This is a genomic window from Bacteroidota bacterium, assembly GCA_016721765.1.
GTDB lineage: Bacteria > Bacteroidota > Bacteroidia > UBA4408 > UBA4408 > UBA4408.
Genome location: JADKHO010000004.1, coordinates 611663 through 632310 on the forward strand (window position 1 = coordinate 611663; position 20648 = coordinate 632310).

Below are 20648 nucleotides of genomic sequence, written 5' to 3' on the forward strand. Positions count from 1 at the left end.
TACTAGACCCTGAAAACAAATTGATTGTTCCTAAAACCCACTTTCTCCTAAAAGAAGTCCCAAATAACCTATATTGAAATTACCTGTTGGATCAGTATATTTTAATGGGTTATTCAATCCATAGGAATACCTATTGTAGTTTTGAGTGAAATTGGGAGTTTGCACATAATTATCAGGGCTTAACATACTGTTAATAACTGGATCATACAAACGAGCATTCATATTGATAAGAGAAAATTCCTTTATATGCTCATGACCAGTATACCCTCGATATAACCATTTAGGGTTAATAGGTTCTTGAGTTAGAAAAGTCCAATCATCAGGATTTCGGTAATTCCCCCAGGCATCAAAATCTTGTTTTGCAATAACTACTCCTTGCTCGTTTGTTAATTTCTGAATTGAGCCCAAATGATCAGTATAAACATAGTAAAAGTTCTTTACTCCATTTTGTATAACGTATATTGCAGCCAAGCCACTCGGGGCTCCAATGTAATGTACTTCTGTAATATCAGTTTGGTCAATATTCTTTTCATAATCCGAAATATAATATCTTTCTTCTATATTATTCCCAACACTCAATTTGCCGTATATCCTTGACTCAAAAGCATCATATTCATACTCAAGAATTTTATTATTATTAATATCAAGGATCTTCTTTGTTTTATTAAAATCAGTATACTCAATCGTTTGTATTAAAGGCGATGGTAAATTGCTAATTCCTGCGATTTCACTAATCGCATGAGGGCCCGTACCATTATAAGAATATGTACCAACATTCGATTTTCCATCAATATTTCCATTGTCAAAAAAATGTAAATCAATGGGGTCATAAAGCAGATTTGCCGAAGATTGATCAACTATTTGGGAACCAATTAATCGATCAAGTTGGTCATAAGTAAAAATTTCCTTTTTATTAATAGGATTTCCATTTACAATATCGAAATTAAGTTTTAAATTTTGAATGTTACCAGCCGCAATACTTTCAACTAAACCTAAACTATTATAAGTAACTATTGTGTTTGGATTGTTACCTAATTTGAATGTAGAATATTGACCAAAATGATTCATTTTAACAGCCTTCCAAATCGATTGCCCATTATCTGCAATAATTTCGGTCAAATAACCGGTGTTTGATTGATATTTATATTCAACTGAAAAACCACTAGGGTAAGTATATTTTATAAGATTACCAATTTGGTCATATTGATATTTCGTTGTAAAAACCTGGTCCTTAATAATTTTATCTTCCATTGTAATTCGATTAAAATCATCATAGTAATAATGTATCAAAGGATTATTATTTATATCTGTAATCATTTCAAGCTGGTTGATCCCAGGACCATTTGGAACATATTTATACTCGTAGAGACCACCATCAGGAAGATATTTATATTTGATTCGGTTCAACTCATCATATTGTATTGTATATGTTTTTAAATTGGCATCAGTTTGCTGTGAAATTAAATCATATGCATTATAATTATAAGAAGTTAGGCCAGAGTTTTTCTCATTCAAATAATCCTGCATTCCATATTCATTATAATGGGAAACTATTGCAGGGTCACCTCCAACAGTTGTACTAGTCAACTTTCTACCACTTCCGTATATGTATGAAATTGATCCACCATTATCATTGGAAGATGACAACAAACCAATCGCATTATATTTCTCACTTTTCATTTGACCGTTATAGCTTTTGGTAATTGTTGAATAACCGCCTGTGAAATTATAGGTATAATCAATAGGATTTGCAATGTTAATATTATTGCTTTCTTGGAGAATCCTATTATAATCAGGCTCATATGTAAAATTATTAATTACAATCTGATTATTTAAAGGCATTGTTCCTTCGTAAGGTCCAGATGCATTTATTAAATTCCCTTTTTCATCGAATTCATTAACAGAATATATTTTTCTTTCGACCCCCGTTATATTGCTAAAACTTTCAATTTCTGATTTTAGTTCATGTCCAAATAAATCATAAAAGGATTTAGCTTCGGGTTTTCCATCCTGCTTTTTTGTAATTGAGTACAATGCATTATTGCTAATTATTAAAGGCTCTCCACCCAAATGATCACTTTGCTTTATCCATGAAATAGAAGTTTGCGAAATAGAGTTATTAGGAAATCTTGATTTAATTTCCTGCCCAAAACCGTCGTAATAAAATTCTGTTAAAAGATTGTCAATCCCCTTTACAGAAATAGGCTTTCCCCAATTTGGATTATAGGCAGTCTCAATTACCTGACCTAATTCGTTAAAGTTTCTAATCACAAATCGATGTTTGGAATCGTATTCAAAATGAACCGTTTTAATTGGCAAAGTTGGAGTTGATGCCGGGGGCGTTGTTGTCTTGTTTAACAAAACCCCTGTATTGTTGTCATATCCGTATTCTGTAATGACAAGCAAAGATTTATGTGGATCAAGAGTTTTTTTATGCAGTGAACCGTCAGAATTATATTCAAATAAAATTTCCCTATCATAAGGGGTATCATTCCCTAATTTTGTAGTTGTAAGTGAACTAGTATATCTTGAAGGAAGCCATGTATTATATAAAAAAGGAGAAATCGTGTAATCTGTAATAGTAAATTCTGTCTCTGTTCCTGTTATCGTTTGACTATTACTTGTAATGTTTCCATCTGCGTTGATATCTTGGTGCACTGCTTCCTCATTTCCTGTTAAATGGTCAATGTTAATTTTATCCTCTACATAGCTAAAATGTCTCAAAGGTTCCGGGTAATCAATATAAGTAAAAGCATTTGTTTGTTCAGAAAAGGGTGTCGAGGCGGCATTAATAAAAGATTTGATGCTTATAGCTTCTCTTTCATAATATGTTGTATTTAGTCCAAAGATTTTTTCAACCTTTAGTCCATTCAAGTCATTATAAGAGGTAACTTTATCAAAACCTAAAAAACCTTTGCCTGTGAGATGAAGTTTAGCGTTTTCATACTTAAAAGTAGTATTAACAAATCCGTTAAGTTTAGCATTTGGAGCGGTTGTTTTAGAAACAACATAATATGGGATCTGAACATTGAGAATCGGGAATGTATTTTGAAGAATAACAGATTGGGTTTTTGTATATACACTTGCATCAGCATTTGCAAGTGATTTATATTCAAAATCTGTTTTATACCTAAACCCATTTGTTACAGATGATAATAAATTAACATTTTTGCCTTCATTAAAATGAACAATTGACCAGTAGACTAATCCTGCATGGAAAATATTAATATGTTTCATAAAAATATCTCCACGACCATCTCCATCAAAATCACCTATTAAAAACTCTGGTAGATTGTCACTGTTAATTGGTAATGGCAAATAGTTACCTGGCATGGATAAATCAATTAGCCGAGGTGGTTCATATTCTTCCTTTCCGCCTAGCAAAATTGGAATCGTTTGCCCTCCATAATACACATAAATACCTATTCCTTCCTGCAATGGATCATTGGTTGTAACCACAAGAATATCAGACTTTCCATCATTGTTAATATCTGACACTAAATATCTTCTTAACTTATTGAAGAAAGGATAAAGAGGATGATCTAGTAGTGGAATAGATGCTCCCAGACCATTTCCGGTTCCATATAGGATACTTGATGCAGCAGGTACAGAAGGATAGGTTGGCATACTTGCAATAGACCAGTTTGATAATCTAAGTTCATCAGGAGTCCCGTCACCATTAAAATCACATGGGTAATTTTGAGTTCCTGAGCCACTAGTACCCGCAAAACCTCCAATATAACTCGCGAAATAATTTGCTGGACTAACTAATGGATCTGAAAATTTAATAATATCCTCACCGCCATATCGCAGCCCAAGAAATACATTAATGCCATCACCATCATAATCAGCAAATCTAAAGGAATCATAGGGGACTGAGCTTGGGTTGAATGAGTATGGATAAATCAAGGGTACTGCAACTCCCTGTATAGGTTCATCAAGCAGAAAAACATGGAATTCATCTTCAAGAAAATAAGTATCATTATAATAAGTTATACCTTCAAGCCTTCCATCTCCATTTATATCAGCAAAATAAATTTGTTCTGTATTCCCAATTGATACAGTTTTGCCAGGTGTAAATCCAAACCCTGTCGCAAAATAAACTGTATATTCCTTTTGGTTCATGTTTTCGGTTACCAGGATAACATCGTCCTTTCCGTCTTGGTTAATGTCGAAATTAGTATTTGGTATAGGCCCTGAAAGAAATTGACTATAATGATCACTCTGCATAAAGGGTTGAGTGCCTTGATCTATCAAACCTGTAAAAGGAGCTTTAGAAAAAGACGTTCCATTATTTTGGTTAAAATATAATTCATATCCACTATAACTTTTTTCGAGATATGCATTAATGGAATTATATAAACAAGCCAACAAATCTGTCTTACCATCTCCATTATAATCTCCAAGAATAAAATCAGCATTACCAGGCAACGAATTGTTTGATATTTGAACAATGGGATCGGTAAAAGTTATAGTTTGCTGCTTTATTAAATCTCCATATTTGAAAAATGTAGAATTTAATACGGTATTATCAGCACCAAACACAGTAACCTCGCGCAAAAATGATTGTACACTAAAAATATATTTAAAATTATAACGCTTGATTGATTTGCTTTCGCATATTACCTCAACTTCTCTTAAAATTAAACTATTCTGAATAGAGTGACCCTTAAAATAGATTGGATTGGCATCTTTTCGTTTGTCATAATAAAAATGAATATAATTATAGGGGCTTTCTTGTTGAGTTCCAGTATAAGCAATTTCTTTAATAGTAACTTCGCCTTGATCATTATTATAAGAATATTTTATATAATTTCCATAGGTATCGTAAACAGAGGTTAAATACCAGACAAGAATATTTGAACCTAGTTGCAATTTGGAATCTTGGCTAAGTCCATAGAACATAGTCAAACCGGCTTTGGTTTGAACTTTATAATAATTTCCAACTTTTGTTGTTAAAGTAAAATTTTCCCTTTCTGGTCTATAGGTATTAACTCCATTAGCAGGAGAAGGGATTAGCCGATTCCCGTCCAATGCAATCGGATCGTCGCCATCAAATAATATTCCCTCTTTTTTTCCATCATAGTAATATGATTTATTTACGAGGCTAATTGCTGAGATTCCGCTAATTGACCACCCTCGACCAAGTATGCCATTAGTTAAATTACTATTATAAGATAACCCAATTTGCGGTTCCATTCCATTTGTACCGGGGGCTATTTCTATTGGAATATTATAGGAAGCACTTCCTGTAATCGAAACATCAGCATTTCCTACCAATGACCCCACAGCGCGTTTTTCATCTATTGGTTTATCAATAATATCAATAGATGCAGAAGGATCATAGGGATCATTTGGGTTGACATTTGAAATATTATTTAAATACTGAACTGGAACTTGAACATTTTTATTAATCGCTAGCAAAATCGATTTACCTGATGTGATAGCTTCGGTTCCAACATTTACTGCCTCAATATTGTCCCTGGCATAATAGCTCCCAGATAGTATACCAGGAGCAGGGGTTAATTGGTTAAATAAAATACTTTGAGCTGATTGACAATATACAGTTTGAATGGAAAAGAAAATTAATAAAGTCAATAAAATGTGCCTATGGTTACTTTTCATAATGTGCAATTTTAAAATAAAATGAAACTTCTTTGAAGTGTTACTTAGCTTTTTCAAGAAATTGAACACGCTCTTTTAAAGAATTATTTTCTTTATTTATCTTAATAACATACAGAGTAAGTTCTTCTACTTTTTGCAATAATTTTGCCTCAAAAGTTCCAACATCAATTCCATCCTTTTGCACTTCTTTAGTTGTTGGAATTTCTGGCAAATGTTTATTTGTTGAAATAAATGTTTCAAGTTCATTAAGACTTCTTAGTTTGTAATCACTATCAAAAACTTTATCCATCCATTCAGTTGATGTGCCTAATGCGATTTTTAATTTTTCTGTGATTATTCCTGTTCCTACATATAAACTGTAGCCTGCTGGATATGAAACTGGATTTCCAATTCCTACTTTCCCATCGTTTCTAATAATCATTCTTTCATTGCTAAGAATTGCTCCATCTGTTTTGTGAACAACCATTTCTGGTGTTGATGCATCTTGAGGTATTGTAATAAAACGTAACTGTCCGGATAAATCACTCGCAATTACTGCGGCTCCATTAGCAACTCCCGCTGCACCATTCATTGTCCATTTTTGATTTCCTTGAACACCTTCATCCCGCGCTGCATTAAAGCCAACATAACTTGTGGTCCATTCCGGAGCTGAATTATTCCAGAAACCTCCTAATGAAATACTTTTTACACCATCTCCAACTTGCAACTGTGCATTCGGTTCATTTGTGCCTATCCCAACTTTTCCATTTAAATGATAAACATCGGTTCCGTTATTATTTGATTTCCAAAAATTAATTGAAGGAATCAATGAGGCTAAACCAATTGTTGATACTGGACTTAATTCACCATTTATATCTGCTTGGACTAAATTATATGCTTCGGGTTGATTACCTAAATTTGAAATGCGGACATCTCCTACTACATGCAATCTAGACATTGGGTTTTTTGTTCCTATGCCAACATTTGATGGTTGATAATTAAACGAAGCATCGATATATGGTTTAATATAGAAAGCAGGGGTAAGGCTATTCACTTCACCAAAAAAAGTTTCACCATTTCCCTTTATTGAAAAAACATCTTGATACCAGCCACCCGTGTTGAAAAGATTTCCAGCAATTATTTTTGATGTAATTCCATGAACAGATAGTTGTGTGTTGTAATCCGGACTATCAAGAGTAACTACTTTTAGTCCATTTCTATTGCCATCTCCTCTTATATTTCCAGCCACATCCAGATCTCTTAATGGATGACCGACTTCAAATGTCCAACCTGTACTTACTGTTCCTCCAGCATTAGGTGCATTGAAATTTGCACACAAGCCAACATCATTGCCACTATAATAATTAAGCAATAATGGCCTATTAGCGGTTGCTATTCCATTTACATAATGCCAGTTGTCGATATTGCCTTGGTAACAATCGCTTTGAACTCGAACGAATAAATCATCTGTATTTGGGTTGGGGGTAGCACAAATTACATCATATGGTCCTTTACTTTGAGCAACCCATTGATGTATTGGTTCCAATGTAGAACCCGGGCGATAAAAGGCAGGTGCTCCTCCAAATGATACAACTCTTGTGTTACCTATAAGTGCTGTCTCAGCCAACGAACTAGAACTTGATTCATTTCCCAGCTTAAAGTTATTTGCAAAAACATTTCCATTGAACTGAGTTCCTCCATTTTTAAGTAACCGAATTCTTTCTGAGTCGTTTGCTTTAAAGACAAAATCATGATTGTCTCTCGTCCCGATAAAATGCGAATTCTCATCTGTATTATAATTCCCTCCCATCGTCCAATCCTCACGCTCCGGTGATGTTATCAAAGTAGTTTTTTCAATCAGGCACCCGGCCGCATCCTTCATTACAACTGTGTAACTGCCAGCCCCTAGTCCATTTGGATTTTGAGCATGAGACCCGTTATTCCATGTATATGTATAAGGTGCAGTTCCGCTGTGAATAATTGTAGATATACTTCCATTATTGCAATTATAACAGCTAGTGTTCTTTGAATTGGAGTAAACAAAAGGTGTTATTTCGGCTGAAAAAGTAGGTGCTTGAGTTACTAAAATTGATGCATTTACTGACGCTCCATTATTATCTGTAGCAGTCACAGTATACCTACCGGCTTCATTAACCTTTGTATCCGCGCCAGTAGTACCATTACTCCATTCATAATGATAATATGTATTACCATTTTCACCAAAAGGAGTTCCTCCAGCAACAGTTAAAGATAATGTACAAGTTTTGTTACAGGCAATATTGTAGCCACTAGAATGCACAGAACCTATTATACTAACAACATGCAGCACCGTAGGCTCAATTAAAATGGTACTCGCATTTGCAACACAATTGGTTGCATCATGAACTGAAATGCTGTAATTGCCAGCGTTTAAATGGTCAATCTTACTCTCAATTCCACCATTGCTCCACAAATAATTATACGGGGGAACTCCACCTCTAATTTCAGTGCCAATCTCTCCATTATTACCACCATTCTCATTTATATTATACCCTCCTTCATACTCTAAAGGGGATAAGGTTACTTGAAATAAATCAGGCTGAGTTAAATTTATCTCCCTAATAACGCTTTGCCCATTTGAAGTGGTGACTGTTACTTGATAATTACCGGCAACCAAATTTGTTCGATTTCTAATGATAGGACCATCCGCCCAAACATAAGTATAGGGAGCAACACCACCTGTAATAAACAAATTGATGGAACCCGTGTTGGCGCCATAACAACTAATATTGTAGCCTCCTGCGTACAAGGAAGGTGTTAGTTGCACATCAAATTCTTCAGCCCTTACTGCTGAACTAAATAAAAGCATTAAAAATGCACTTCTTAAAAGAAAGGATAATTTTTTCATGAGGTAGCGTTTTAAATTATGAATTGGGGATTAGAAGATTTGGGATACAAGGTTGAATAAAGGATTTTGGATTGTCAATACTCAAAAAGGATGATATTTTGATTGAATAATTTTCTGGAATAGAAAATAATTTTTGAGTAAAAATATATTTATTAAAGAAGGAATACAGGGTAGAAGAAAATTGCATTCAGCTTGGTTGTTTATTGATGAAACATTCCAGCCTTACATTGATTCACTAAAATTTAAAAGCGAACCATCAATCAGGTTGCTAATTAAAAACTTAAATTTTGTTAAAACAAGTTAAATTTCGTTTGTCTATCATAATATACTGTAAGTCTGATAAATAGTTTTTTTTATCGAAGATTTATTTAGGAATTATACCTATTAATATTCAACCATTAAAAAACAATTGAACATTTTTCAAATCGAAATTCAAGAATTATTAATCACTAAACTTATGAATCGAATCATTCATGAAGAACTATAGCTGCGTATACTAGAAATTTGAGGATGCTCCAGAGCTTTTAATTGATAAAATTTATCCTGTCTCAAAATTGCAACTCACCACAAAATTAATGTCAAAATTGAATTAAATTGAAAAACGGATTGATCTAAAATACGTCAATATATAGAGCTTTAATATGTATGTAAGAAGCTAAATGAAAAAAAACAGCTAAAAAGGTTAAGGAACGTTTTGTCCTTTTTTAGAAGATGCCTTTGCGGTCACTTTGCCCACTTTAGAATTTTCAGTCAATTTATCAGTTTCCTTTTTGTCCGTTTCCAGTAATTTAAAATCTGTGTGTTTTCGTTTCTCCCTAATTGTTCCGCACCAAAAACCGCCAATTAATGCAACGACTCCAATGCCAATCATAATCCTAATTCTATTTTTTTTATCGTTTATTATTTTCGCGGCAGGTAGGTACTCTAGCGGCATCTCACCGCAAATTTTTCTTACAAGATTTACATCCATAATACTTCAGTTGTTAAGGTTAATAAAAAATCATTTTTGTTGACCCATATTAGTGTGAAGGGCCCAATTTCAATTGCCGAAAGAGTTGTGTTACGGATGGGTTTTAACGCATCGTAAACATCAAGCTTGTAGTTCACGTTGTCCAGTTCTTCAAAACTGATCTCTCGTTCCCTTTCGTTAGCTATTAAAAGTGTTAGGCTGGCTATATTTTTAGCTCTCTCTGTAGCGTCAATAATTTGTAATGGAATTGCCTTGGGAATTATTGCGACTTCTGCAGGAGCCGAATGTTCAAGCAAGGTATAGCCGTCATAAGCCATCTCATTCAATAGGTCATTCTCAATTGGCTGAACTAAATTAGAGGTCTCTTTAAGAACCTTAAATCTGTTTTTGCAGAAATCAGGCACTCCAAACTTCTGCTGGCAGAATTTTCGAAGCAGGTGATTGGCCATAAATTTATCACCACAGTAGGCACATCTTCGAAAATACTCTGAATAGGCATTTAGGCTCATTGGAATTAGGTGTTTTCTCATTTTATTTGGTTTTAGTTTTTCTTTTTGATGTTAGATATTCATTAATTGCTTCATTTTCTTCATCCACCGTTTTAACAGAACCACTTGCCATCCATTCCTGTAACTTTTTCTTGCTAAACTTTAGGAATTTGGTGCCTGGTGTTTTAATGTAAGGTATTTCGTTGTAAAAGCATTTTGTCCTGAGTGTCTCAACCGCATATCCGGTAATTTCAGCTGCTTTTTGAATAAAGCAGATGTCGCCTTCAGTTGTGTCTGCTGCGGTGCTTTGTTCTTTTGCAACTATTGTTGCTAGTTGCTTTGCGAAAATGCTATTGTTAAGTTCAATATATTCCGCAACTGAAAGAGAATAGAGTGGTCGATTTAAGTCCATCGTAATTAGTTTCATTTTGATGTCGCAATAGTAATTACAATATGAATGAGGGTGCTGGAAAAGAATCTGAGTCTCCGAGCAGGAATAATTAATATGCTTGATTATAAAGGGTTCTATGATTAAATAATTTAACCGAGACTCCGAGATGGTAATTAATTTACAAAAAAAAGGATATTGTTCTTTTCACAATATCCGTCTTGAAAGAGGGGAAGGTTTACTAATATTAATGCCTGCTAATTTCAGTAAAGAACAGGAAGTAAAATGAATTTTTGTAGTGTTGAAATTATAATTTTTCAAGGATTGACAATAGAAGTTTTTTCCGTTTTTTACTGCTATTGGCATCACGAACCTGGGTTATTGAAATATCTGCACCATCTTTTGTAAAGCATTTTAATGTTGTAACCCAAATCTCATTTTTTAATGGTTCGATTTTTTTTAAGTCATACTCTAACAATGAAACAAAGAGGTTGAGCTCTTGAAATGATGCCTTCCAGTTAATTCTCTCCGAAGGCACAATTTTTTCACCAGAAAAAATCTTAACAAACCTATCCCAATATGGCTCATCATATATAAATTTATTTTTCTTTAGTTGGGAAATAATCTCAGAAATATTGCTTGCGTTTTTTGTAAAATAGTCCGTGTTTTTTTTAAATTCAATTAATTCAAAGGAATCAAATTTTCTTGCGGATCTTATAAAATTCTTATTGCTCTTTCTTTCAATTCGCTTTTTTTCGGTGACATCAGGGTTTGAATTCAATACATTAATTGGGCTTTCTTCTTTTTTAGAATTAATAAGAATCCATTCTTCTACAGTAAATATAACTTCAGAAGAAATATGCTTATCTTGGCTATTCTGTCTGACTAGTAATTTAAGAAACCTTGAAAACGATGCGTAATTGTTATCAAAGCAACTCTTGATTTGATAATTCAGAAAATTATCAATCTCTAATAAGTTCGAATCATACTGTCTTAGTTTCAAAGTAAACCAATAGTCATAGTTGCTGGTTTTCCTATTAATAATCAATGTTTTATCATAGCTGTATAAAGTTTCATGGTCAAAGAAAAAGTCAAGCATGAATTCCTTTTCTATCAAGCCTTTCTTTTCATAAAAACGTTTATAATATTTTGAATATGTATATTCATTAGGTTGACCTTTTTTATGCCCCCTTTTTGGATCTTCATCGATAATTAATTTTCGAATTTTAGATTGTAGGTAATCTGCATATTCATAGCTAATCTCTTGTTTAAAGAATGCTTCTCTTTCGTATTGCCAGATATCTCTTAAGTCAATTTCATAATAATGGTGATTCACCATTTCATCCGGTATTGTCATTTTCTTGATTTATATTATAGAAGCATTTGCATCATCTAACACTTTGTTCACAAAGGATTTCAAATAGATTTGCGTTGTTTTTTCAGAATCATGCTGCATGCTTTCACTTATTATGGCAGTGGAAACCCCGTTTTCTTTTTGAATGCTTGCCCAAGAGTGTCGAGCTACATAATGGGTGATGCTATGTGTAGCGTCAATTTTTAGTTTCTTTGCAATTGCCTGTAAATCCTTATTCACTCGCTTGTTCACTTTATGAAGTCTATCCCTTATGCTTGAAAGGTTATTGTGAATCTTATCATTTAAAATCGGGAAAATGTAATCTTCTTCATTCTTATTTTCTTGTGAATAATAATCCAGTATTTCTTGACACCGAGGTTGGATTTTAATGTCAAATAATTTTTTGTTCTTAGCACGAATAAATATTATTCGGTTAGAAATAATATTCTTCCATCTAAGATTTGCCATATCCGTAAAATTCATACCAATTGTGTAAAAACTAAAGAGGAAGAAATTTTTTGAATGCATCAAACTGGTGCCCGCTTCTGTTTCGAAATTAATTATTTTTAAAATCTCCTCTTTAGTTATAGCCCTCTTTTGTGTGCTAGTATCCAGTTTTGAGACTTTATATTTGTCGAAAGCGTAATCTTCCTTTTTACAATATCCTTCATTTATTGCTTTATTAACTAACGCTCTAAGAGTTCGCATATACAGACTAATGGAGTTTTCACTCACCTTTCTTGACAAGAAAAATTCTTCAAACTTCATTAAAAACCCATAATCAATATCCGAAAAACTTAAATCTCTATTATTCCGGAACAACTTTAAAGTTCGAAGTAGATCCTTATAAATAACTGAGTTTCCAATTTTGTGGGTTTCCTTTAATCGGTCAATAATATCTTGGCAATAAATAAATACTGTTTTCTTTTTAATTGTGCCCAAAAATTTGTGCTCAACTTGCTCTAAAGAATAACTTCGACCGGAATCTTCAAGATTCAAAATTACATCTTCTACTTCATTGAGTTTAGTCCTTAAAATTTTGTTGGTTCGTATGAAATTTGGGTATCCTTTTAGCAGTTCACTCCCATTCCACTGTTCTTTACTTGCTGAATACCCTACCGAAATATACTTAATTGTTCTATCTTTAATCAGCCTAATACAAAGCGGATGTTTCCCATTTGAAAGAGTTTTTGACTCGTATAGCAGTAATTTAGCGGTTGTCATGCATTTCTTGGTTTAAACATGGTTTAAACAAATGTACAAAAAATGACATAAAGTCACATATTTTAACATTTAAAAAGCAATCTCAAAATTTACAATCAACTGATTATCATAACATATAAGCATAAATCATAAAATCACAAATCAGGGGTATATGCCTTCTAAGCAGTAGGTCGCGCGTTCGAATCGCGCCGGGATCACTTCATGTTTTTCGTTTATCTTCTTAAGTGCCAAACTTCCGGAACTTTTTATACTGGACAGACAGACAATCTTGAACGCAGATTGCTCGAACACAACAATACATCAAAAGGCAAAAATACACTTCCAAAAAAGGCCCTTGGCAATTAATTTATTCTGAAGAGTTTGATACACGAGCCAAAGCTATGCAACGTGAAAAATTTCTAAAAGGCGGACAAGGACGAGAGTTTCTTAAAAAGGTGATAGAGCAATCCGCCGCAGGCAGGTAGGTCGCGCGTTCGAATCGCGCCGGGATCACTTCATGTTTTTCGTTTATCTTCTTAAGTGCCAAACTTCCGGTACTTTTATACTGGACAGACAGACAATCTTGAACGCAGATTGCTCGAACACAACAATACATCAAAAGGCAAAAAATACACTTCCAAAAAAGGCCCTTGGCAATTAATTTATTCTCAAGAGTTTGATACACGAGCCAAAGCTATGCAACGTGAAAAATTTCTAAAAGGCGGACAAGGACGAGAGTTTCTTAAAAAGGTGATGAGCAATCCGCCGCAGGCGGGTAGGTCGCGCGTTCGAATCGCGCCGGGATCACTTCATGTTTTTCGTTTATCTTCTTAAGTGCCAAACTTCCGGTACTTTTATACTGGACAGACAGACAATCTTGAACGCAGATTGCTCGAACACAACAATACATCAAAAGGCAAAAATACACTTCCCAAAAAGGCCCTTGGCAATTAATTTATTCTCAAGAGTTTGATACACGAGCCAAAGCTATGAAACGTGAAAAATTTCTAAAAGGCGGACAAGGACGAGAGTTTCTTAAAAAGGTGATAGAGCAATCCGCCGCAGGCGGGTAGGTTGCGCGTTCGAATCGCGGCGGGATCACTAATCCCTCCACAGATGACTATTATTCGTCTTATAGAGGGATTTAATCAGGAAGAGTTTCATAACTATACTTATAAAAATCATCTTCTACTTTCAACTGAAGCAATTCTCTCAATCTTGCTTTATTACAAAGATTTTCATCTCTAATATCACAATGGGCTTGGAAGGATGAAAATTCCCAATCTTCCATTAGGTTAACCAAGCATGCTTTTATTGGATTTCTATGAATGTAATTGGTGCAAATCAAAATTTGGCGCTCAGTTAGAATTTCAACGGCCTTAGTTTTTTGTTGAAATAGCGACCCCGTAAAATTCTCTTGTTTTTGGATTGCGCGAGTATATGAACGTAGCAATACTGCAATGGCTTGGGAAAGCGGATGCATTCTTGAGAAGGAGTAACCCATCGGATGACTATGAGTCATCCGATGAGTTACTCCTTCTCCGTCAACACTCTGTGGAATCTCCACCATTAAATGAAAATGATTAGGCATTAAACAATAAGCAAGCAGCGTGCAGTGTGGCAAAAGCTCCTTTCTTATTTTCCTTAGAAAAAAACGATAATTCTCTGATTTGAAAAATATTTTTTGTTGTTGGTTTCCTCTATTGTAAATATGATAAATGCTATCGGCTTCAAAATTCATTTTCTTATTCTTGTGTTGATTTTTAATTAATGCACACAAAAAAAGTCAATTTAATGAAGTTAAAAAACCTTGGAATGGAGTAAAAATGGATGATTTATACTTTCAAGGACCATTTAATTTAAGAAGTAAGATTTAGCTTTATTCAACCCTCTTGCATTTTCTTCTTAAACTTCCCTTTACTCTTTCTGATATTCACAGCTACCACTTTGTATTCCGGACAAAGCGCTTCACTGTCGTGCTCGTCGCTGGTTATCACGTTGAGCATTACTTCAGGGAAATGGAATGTGGTGCTTAAGATACCCGGTTTTACTTGGTTTGTAATACGGGCTTTTACATCACTTTACCTCGCTGCGATTCAATACAAACCATATCGCCATCTTGTATAAAATGACGGTCGGCATCTACTTTATTAATCAATAATACATCTTCGGTAAGTATATCCACATTGCCCGTGCGACGGGTCATGGTGCCCGAGTTGTAATGTTCTAATTCACGGTTGGTAGTTATGATGTAAGGATATTCCTTTCCGTTCTTACTTATTTCATTGCTCTCCTTGTAATCGAAGTAATGAAACTTTCCTTTCCCATTCGAAAATTTCTCAATGTGCAAAATCTCCGTATCACTACCATCCTTTTTCACCGGCCATTGCTTTCCAAGCTCACCCAAATTCTCCCAAGTTACTCCGGCAAAGAAAGGCACGATTTGCGAAATTTCTTCGAGCATCGTTTTCGGATCGTAGGGGGCTTGCGCATAACCCATTTTATTCATCACATCCACCATAATTTCTCCATCACTTTTTGTCCCTGCTAAAGGCTCTACCACCTTTTGCACTTTTTGTATCCTGCGCTCAGCATTGGTATAAGTTCCACTCTTCTCTAAAAAAGTGGCACCCGGCAATATTACCGTCGCATACTTTGCGGTTTCGGTTAAAAATATTTCTTGTAATACCAATAAATCCAAGTGCTCCATGGCGGCAATTACTTTATTGGTATTAGGATCCGTTTGCACCACATCCTCTCCCATCAGCCACAAGGCTTTAAGCTTACCTTCGATAGAAGCCTCAAACATTTCAGGAATTTTTAATCCCCTAGAAAAGGGAATTTTCCTACCGTAAAATGCCTCATACTCTTTGTTGATTTCAGGATCGTAAGAACTCATGTAACCCGCTCCCTGATGCGGCTGGCAACCCATATCGGCTGCTCCTTGAACATTGTTTTGTCCACGCAAGGGATTTACTCCTACTCCCGGGCGACCAATGTTTCCGGTAATCATAGCTAAATCTGAAATCAACATAACGGTATATGAACCTTGTGAATGCTCCGTTACGCCTAAGCCGTGGAACGACATGGCATTTGGTGCACTCGCATAAGCTATTGCTGCTTCACGCACTAATTTTCGATCCACATCGCAAGCCTTTTCCATTTCATCCAGATCAAGTTTTAAAATTTGTTCCTTGAATTGAGCATAGCCTTCGGTGCGGTTTTCAATAAATTCTTTTGCTTCCAATCCCTCATGAATGATGTAATACAACATCATATTTATCAATGCCACATTGGAACCCGGTTTTAATTGCAAATGATAGGTGGCATAACGCGCCATCTCCGTTTTGCGCGGGTCTATTACAATGGTGGTTTTACCCTTCATTGCAAACTGTTTCAATTTAACACCAGTCACCGGATGCGCCTCTGTTGGATTTGCGCCAATAATCATAATGCAATCTGTATGCTTAATATCTTCCACCGAGTTGGTCGCTGCACCGGTTCCAAATGCGCGCTGCATGCCCAATGCAGTTGGAGAGTGACAAACTCGTGCACAACAATCAATATTGTTGGTTCCAATAACCGCACGAATAAATTTTTGCATCAAATAATTTTCTTCATTGGTGCAGCGTGCCGATGAAATTCCGGCAATGGAATCCGGACCATAATTCGATTTTATGGCTGTTAATTTTTCTACAATAAAATCATAGGCTTCATCCCAAGTAGCCGGTTCCAATATTCCATTTTTACGAATGAGCGGTGTTTTAATTCGATCTTTATGATTGTAAAATGAAAAGGCGTAACGCCCTTTTAAACAAGTATGACCTTGATTTACTTCTGCATCGTAAGGCGCTTGAATGGATTTTACTTTCCCATTCAAAACAGCCACATCCAAGTTACAACCCACGCCACAATAGGTACAAACTGTGCGCACCTTTTTATCCGCAACAACCGATTTCGATTCAAACACATCGCTTATCGCAGAAGTAGGACATGCCTGTGCACAAGCACCACAACTCACACAATCTGAATCAAAAAAACTGTTGTCAAAACTTTTTACAATATGACTGTCAAACCCTCTACCTGCCATGCTTAGCACCATTTCTCCTTGCACCTCATCGCAAGCCCGCACGCAGCGAAAACAATTAATGCATTTAGAAAAATCAGATGTCATGTAAGGGTGACTTAAATCCTTTTTTCGATCTAAGTGGTTTTTTCCTTCCGGATAACGGACATCGCGCACACCAACTTTTGCAGCCACACTTTGCAACTCGCAATTGTTATTTACTTCACAAGTAAGGCAATCCAAGGGATGATCGGTTAGCACTAACTCTACAATATTTTTACGCAAACGCGTTACTTTCTCGCTATTTGTTTGGATGTATGAATTGGGAATTACGGGCGTATGGCACGAAGCCTGCGTTTTAGCCGGACCATCTTTACTAAGTGAAACATCGACACTACATACGCGACAAGCACCAAATGGTTCCAAATTGGGGGCATCGCAAAGCGTGGGAACTAGTTCATTACCCAAATGCCTTTTAACAAAACTCAGAATAGTTTCACCTTCAATTAGGGTGTAACTTTTATCATTTATAAATGCGCTTGCTGCCATGTTGGATTAGTTTTTAAAATAAACGGCCAATTCACTTTCAAAATACTGCAGCGCGTTTTTAATTGGAAGCGGAAGTCCACCACCCAAGGCACAGAGCGATCCGGATTCCATGGTTTCAAGTAAATCTAGCATCAAACTTTTATCAATTTTATATGCTTCCAACTGAGCCTTTTCTACTAGTTCATAACCACGCGTAGAGCCCAATCGACAAGGAAAACATTTACCACAACTTTCATGTGCTGTAAACTTAAAAAGGTGCTCAATGTATTTTATCAAGGGATAATTTTCAGGAATGCAAACAATGGATGCATGACCTAAAAGAAATCCTTCTTTTGCAAAGGAATCAAAATCTATAGTGAGCTTCTCGATTTTACTCACCGGAACTAAACCGCCTAAGGGTCCTCCAATGTGCATGGCCTTAACGGGATGTTTAAATCCACCACCCATTTCATGAACCACAACTGATAAAGGTGTTCCCATATCTACTTCATAAATACCGGGAGAATTAAAATTTCCATCCAATGAAATTAATTTAGTACCACTGGATTTAGCAGTGCCGATAACAGCAAAAGCCTTTCCTCCGTTTTTAAAAATGAAAGGAAGATTAGCTAGCGTTTCCACATTATTTACAACCGTTGGTTTATTAAACAAACCTTGCTGTGTGGGATAAGGTGGGCGCACTCTTACTTCAGGGCGTTGCCCTTCAATAGACGAAAGCAAAGCTGTTTCTTCTCCGCAAATATATGCGCCTTGGGCTTTGATAACTTTAAATTCAAAATTAAATCCTGAACCTAAAATATTCTCGCCAAGTAATTTTTCATTCCTCAATGCTTCAATTTCAGTAGCTATAATTTCAACCGACTCAGGATATTCGCCTCGAATATAAAGCACACCAAAATTAGCTCCTGCCAGATAACCTGCCAGCAGCATTCCTTGAAGCAAAGCATGCGGACGATTTTCTAAAATATACCGATCAGAGTATGCTCCCGGGTCTCCTTCATCGGCATTGCAAACAATAAATTTTGAATCTGAAACTGCATTTTTGCACGACTCAATTTTAAAGGCCATGGAGAAACCCGCTCCTCCTCTACCGCGCAAACCCGAAGCTTTTAGCTCAGAAAGTAAATCTGCTGGTGATTGAGTGAGGCAGTTTTTAAATGTTTGGTAAAATTCCTTTATACTTCCTGTTTCACTGGTGAGTATTGGATTTCCATAATATCCAACAGTATATTTTTCCCGACTTAAATAATTCTTCTCTTTTATTTTTGAGATGGTATCAATATCGTTGCCCGAATAATTTTTTCCTGCATGGTGAAAAGCATTGTTTTCGTGACAACGACCAAGACAGCACATTTCGCCAATTTCGTTTGCATCAAATTGTGCTTCCAGCTTTTTATGCAAATCCTCTTGTGTGCCAGCAAGCATACATGCACTACCATTACACACATAAACCTTCTTTCCTTTATTTTCAGGTTTCAAAAAATCGTAAAATGAAACTGCTCCAAAAACAGTAGATTTTCCAACTAAAAATTCTTGACGAATTTTTTCAAGTTGTTCCAGATTAGGACTTCCAGTTTGAGCAGCAGCAATGCCAAGCTCTTCAAAAAGATTGTTGTGCAAGCCTTTGCGGCCGGATAATTCACTGATATTTTTTGACATCGCCTCTATGTTTTAAATTCAGGAAAAGTGAAAGAAGTTTCAAAATCATTATTTCAAAATTGAGGTGTAATGAGTTTGAAACAATTAGCCGATACCTTCCTTCAAAGATACAATTAATTGCATTTTGGTGGATAACTTTGAGCATTAAATTAGAGTATCGAAAAAAAAACCGAATTGATAAAACCCGAAAATGTTTCTTTTAGTTAAAGCCTTCCGTATAGTTCAAAAGCGCTTTTTTCCAGCTCTTCCTTTCTATCGGGATGCGCTATTGCAATTAATGCTTTTGCGCGTTCGGCAATATTTTTTCCATACAAATCGGCAATTCCAAATTCCGTTACTACATAATGCACATGCGCGCGTGTAGTAACCACCCCGGCGCCTTGATTCAACAAAGGCACAATTTTAGAAACACCTTTTCCGGTAACCGACGATAAAGCAATAATTGGTTTCCCACCCTCACTTAAAGAGGCACCTCTAATAAAATCCATCTGACCTCCTACTCCACTGTAAATGGTGCTTCCAATAGAATCGGCGCATACTTGTCCGCTCAAATCAATTTGAATTGCACTATTAATGGCCACTACTTTTGGGTTTTTACGAATAACCGCGGTATCGTTAACATAGGCTGCATCCAACATTGCCACCATTGGATTATCGTGTATAAAATCATATAATTTTTTGGTCCCCATAGCAAAAGTCGATACCACCTTGCCGGGATGATTTCTTTTGCGTCTTCCATTAATTACGCCACTTTCAATTAAGGGCAATACTGCATCAGTAAACATTTCGGTATGCAATCCAAGATCTTTGTGCTGATGCAAATAATTCATAACCGCTCCGGGAATACCACCAATTCCAAGTTGCAGGGTGGAACCATTTTCTACAAGCGAAGCAATATTTTTTCCAATGGCCAATTCATTCTCGGAAACATCGCTTTGCGGAAATTCATAAATTGGCTTATCCGTATGCACCATAGCGCTAAAGCGACTGCTGTGTATTTGCCCATCACCATGCGACCGGGGCATATTCGGATTTACCAAGGCAATAACTTTTTTCGCCACATCGCTGGCTGCTTTTGCCACATCTACCGAAACACCTAAAGAGCAAAATCCATGTTGATCAGGTGGGGAAACTTGTATAAATGCAGCATCCAAGGGCATTCTACCTCTTCTAAACAAAGCCGGTATTTCGCTTAAAAAAATGGGAATGTATTGCACATTGCTATGGCCCACGAAGTTTCGAATATTAGCACCCACAAAAAAGCTGTTTACATGAAATGCATGTTCATACGCAGATTGGGCATACACGGCATCTCCTTCGGTGTGAATATGAATTATTTCTACTTCCTTTAATTCTTCATGTCTCGTTACTAAGGCATCTATTAATACTTGTGGTGTTGCAGCCGCACCATGAAAAAAAACACGATCACCACTATTAATTAATTTTACTGCCTCCGCAGCGGTTTGATATTTAATCATTC

Annotated in this window: 11 protein-coding genes and 3 pseudogenes; 3 read left to right on the forward strand and 11 right to left on the reverse strand. The window is 35.8% G+C overall.

The genetic code is table 11. From position 1 onward, the window contains the following. Positions 1–30: 30 nt before the first annotated feature. The 7 genes from IPP32_16710 to IPP32_16740 all read right to left on the reverse strand — a co-directional run bounded on the left by IPP32_16710 (position 31) and on the right by IPP32_16740 (position 12915). Positions 31–5625: a VCBS repeat-containing protein gene (locus IPP32_16710; protein ID MBL0049726.1), complete on the reverse strand. Its 5595-nt coding sequence runs from the start codon at positions 5623–5625 to the stop codon at positions 31–33. A gap of 40 nt (positions 5626–5665) precedes the next feature. Beyond that, positions 5666–8491: a SprB repeat-containing protein gene (locus tag IPP32_16715; protein MBL0049727.1), complete on the reverse strand. Its 2826-nt coding sequence runs from the start codon at positions 8489–8491 to the stop codon at positions 5666–5668. A 682-nt stretch (positions 8492–9173) separates the two neighbouring features. Further along, the gene (locus IPP32_16720) at positions 9174–9461 is read right to left on the reverse strand and encodes a hypothetical protein (protein MBL0049728.1); all 288 of its coding nucleotides are present in this window, start codon (positions 9459–9461) and stop codon (positions 9174–9176) included. Further along, entirely contained in the window at positions 9452–9991 is a 540-nt protein-coding gene (locus IPP32_16725; protein MBL0049729.1) for a hypothetical protein, read from the reverse strand. The genes IPP32_16720 and IPP32_16725 overlap by 10 nt, the downstream gene beginning before the upstream one ends. 1 nt (position 9992) lies before the next feature. Then, positions 9993–10376: a hypothetical protein gene (locus IPP32_16730; GenBank protein MBL0049730.1), complete on the reverse strand. Its 384-nt coding sequence runs from the start codon at positions 10374–10376 to the stop codon at positions 9993–9995. 268 nt (positions 10377–10644) lie between these two features. Beyond that, positions 10645–11694 (reverse strand): hypothetical protein, encoded by a 1050-nt coding sequence (locus IPP32_16735; protein ID MBL0049731.1) that lies wholly within the window; start codon positions 11692–11694, stop codon positions 10645–10647. Between the two features lie 9 nt (positions 11695–11703). After that, positions 11704–12915 carry a site-specific integrase gene (locus tag IPP32_16740; GenBank protein ID MBL0049732.1) on the reverse strand — a complete coding sequence of 404 codons (1212 nt, stop codon included), beginning with the start codon at positions 12913–12915 and terminating at the stop codon, positions 11704–11706. Positions 12916–13116: 201 nt separating this feature from the next. Here IPP32_16740 and IPP32_16745 point away from each other — a divergent pair. From IPP32_16745 to IPP32_16755, 3 genes and pseudogenes are all read left to right on the forward strand, one after another. Continuing rightward, positions 13117–13379, forward strand: a pseudogene (locus tag IPP32_16745) (GIY-YIG nuclease family protein). Between the two features lie 55 nt (positions 13380–13434). Continuing rightward, positions 13435–13728 (forward strand): GIY-YIG nuclease family protein, encoded by a 294-nt coding sequence (locus IPP32_16750; GenBank protein MBL0049733.1) that lies wholly within the window; start codon positions 13435–13437, stop codon positions 13726–13728. Next, positions 13729–13967: pseudogene (locus IPP32_16755) on the forward strand (GIY-YIG nuclease family protein). A 71-nt stretch (positions 13968–14038) separates the two neighbouring features. On the opposite strand, the gene IPP32_16760 reads toward IPP32_16755, so the two are convergent. The 4 genes and pseudogenes from IPP32_16760 to IPP32_16775 all read right to left on the reverse strand — a co-directional run bounded on the left by IPP32_16760 (position 14039) and on the right by IPP32_16775 (position 20646). Next, complete coding sequence (locus IPP32_16760; GenBank protein ID MBL0049734.1) at positions 14039–14635, reverse strand: transposase; 597 nt, start codon at positions 14633–14635, stop codon at positions 14039–14041. A 142-nt stretch (positions 14636–14777) separates the two neighbouring features. Further along, a pseudogene (gene fdhF, locus IPP32_16765) lies at positions 14778–17509 on the reverse strand (formate dehydrogenase subunit alpha). A gap of 6 nt (positions 17510–17515) precedes the next feature. After that, positions 17516–19168 (reverse strand): NAD(P)H-dependent oxidoreductase subunit E, encoded by a 1653-nt coding sequence (locus IPP32_16770; protein MBL0049735.1) that lies wholly within the window; start codon positions 19166–19168, stop codon positions 17516–17518. Between the two features lie 203 nt (positions 19169–19371). Beyond that, entirely contained in the window at positions 19372–20646 is a 1275-nt protein-coding gene (locus IPP32_16775; protein MBL0049736.1) for an acetyl-CoA hydrolase/transferase family protein, read from the reverse strand. Positions 20647–20648: the final 2 nt, after the last annotated feature.

Bases quoted from the DNA above. Each gene is read 5' to 3' on its own strand.
- IPP32_16710 (MBL0049726.1), bottom strand. From the start codon at position 5,625: ATGAAAAGTAACCATAGGCACATTTTATTGACTTTATTAATTTTCTTT.
- IPP32_16715 (MBL0049727.1), bottom strand. From the start codon at position 8,491: ATGAAAAAATTATCCTTTCTTTTAAGAAGTGCATTTTTAATGCTTTTA.
- IPP32_16720 (MBL0049728.1), bottom strand. From the start codon at position 9,461: ATGGATGTAAATCTTGTAAGAAAAATTTGCGGTGAGATGCCGCTAGAG.
- IPP32_16725 (MBL0049729.1), bottom strand. From the start codon at position 9,991: ATGAGAAAACACCTAATTCCAATGAGCCTAAATGCCTATTCAGAGTAT.
- IPP32_16730 (MBL0049730.1), bottom strand. From the start codon at position 10,376: ATGAAACTAATTACGATGGACTTAAATCGACCACTCTATTCTCTTTCA.
- IPP32_16735 (MBL0049731.1), bottom strand. From the start codon at position 11,694: ATGACAATACCGGATGAAATGGTGAATCACCATTATTATGAAATTGAC.
- IPP32_16740 (MBL0049732.1), bottom strand. From the start codon at position 12,915: ATGACAACCGCTAAATTACTGCTATACGAGTCAAAAACTCTTTCAAAT.
- IPP32_16760 (MBL0049734.1), bottom strand. From the start codon at position 14,635: ATGAATTTTGAAGCCGATAGCATTTATCATATTTACAATAGAGGAAAC.
- IPP32_16770 (MBL0049735.1), bottom strand. From the start codon at position 19,168: ATGTCAAAAAATATCAGTGAATTATCCGGCCGCAAAGGCTTGCACAAC.
- IPP32_16775 (MBL0049736.1), bottom strand. From the start codon at position 20,646: ATGATTAAATATCAAACCGCTGCGGAGGCAGTAAAATTAATTAATAGT.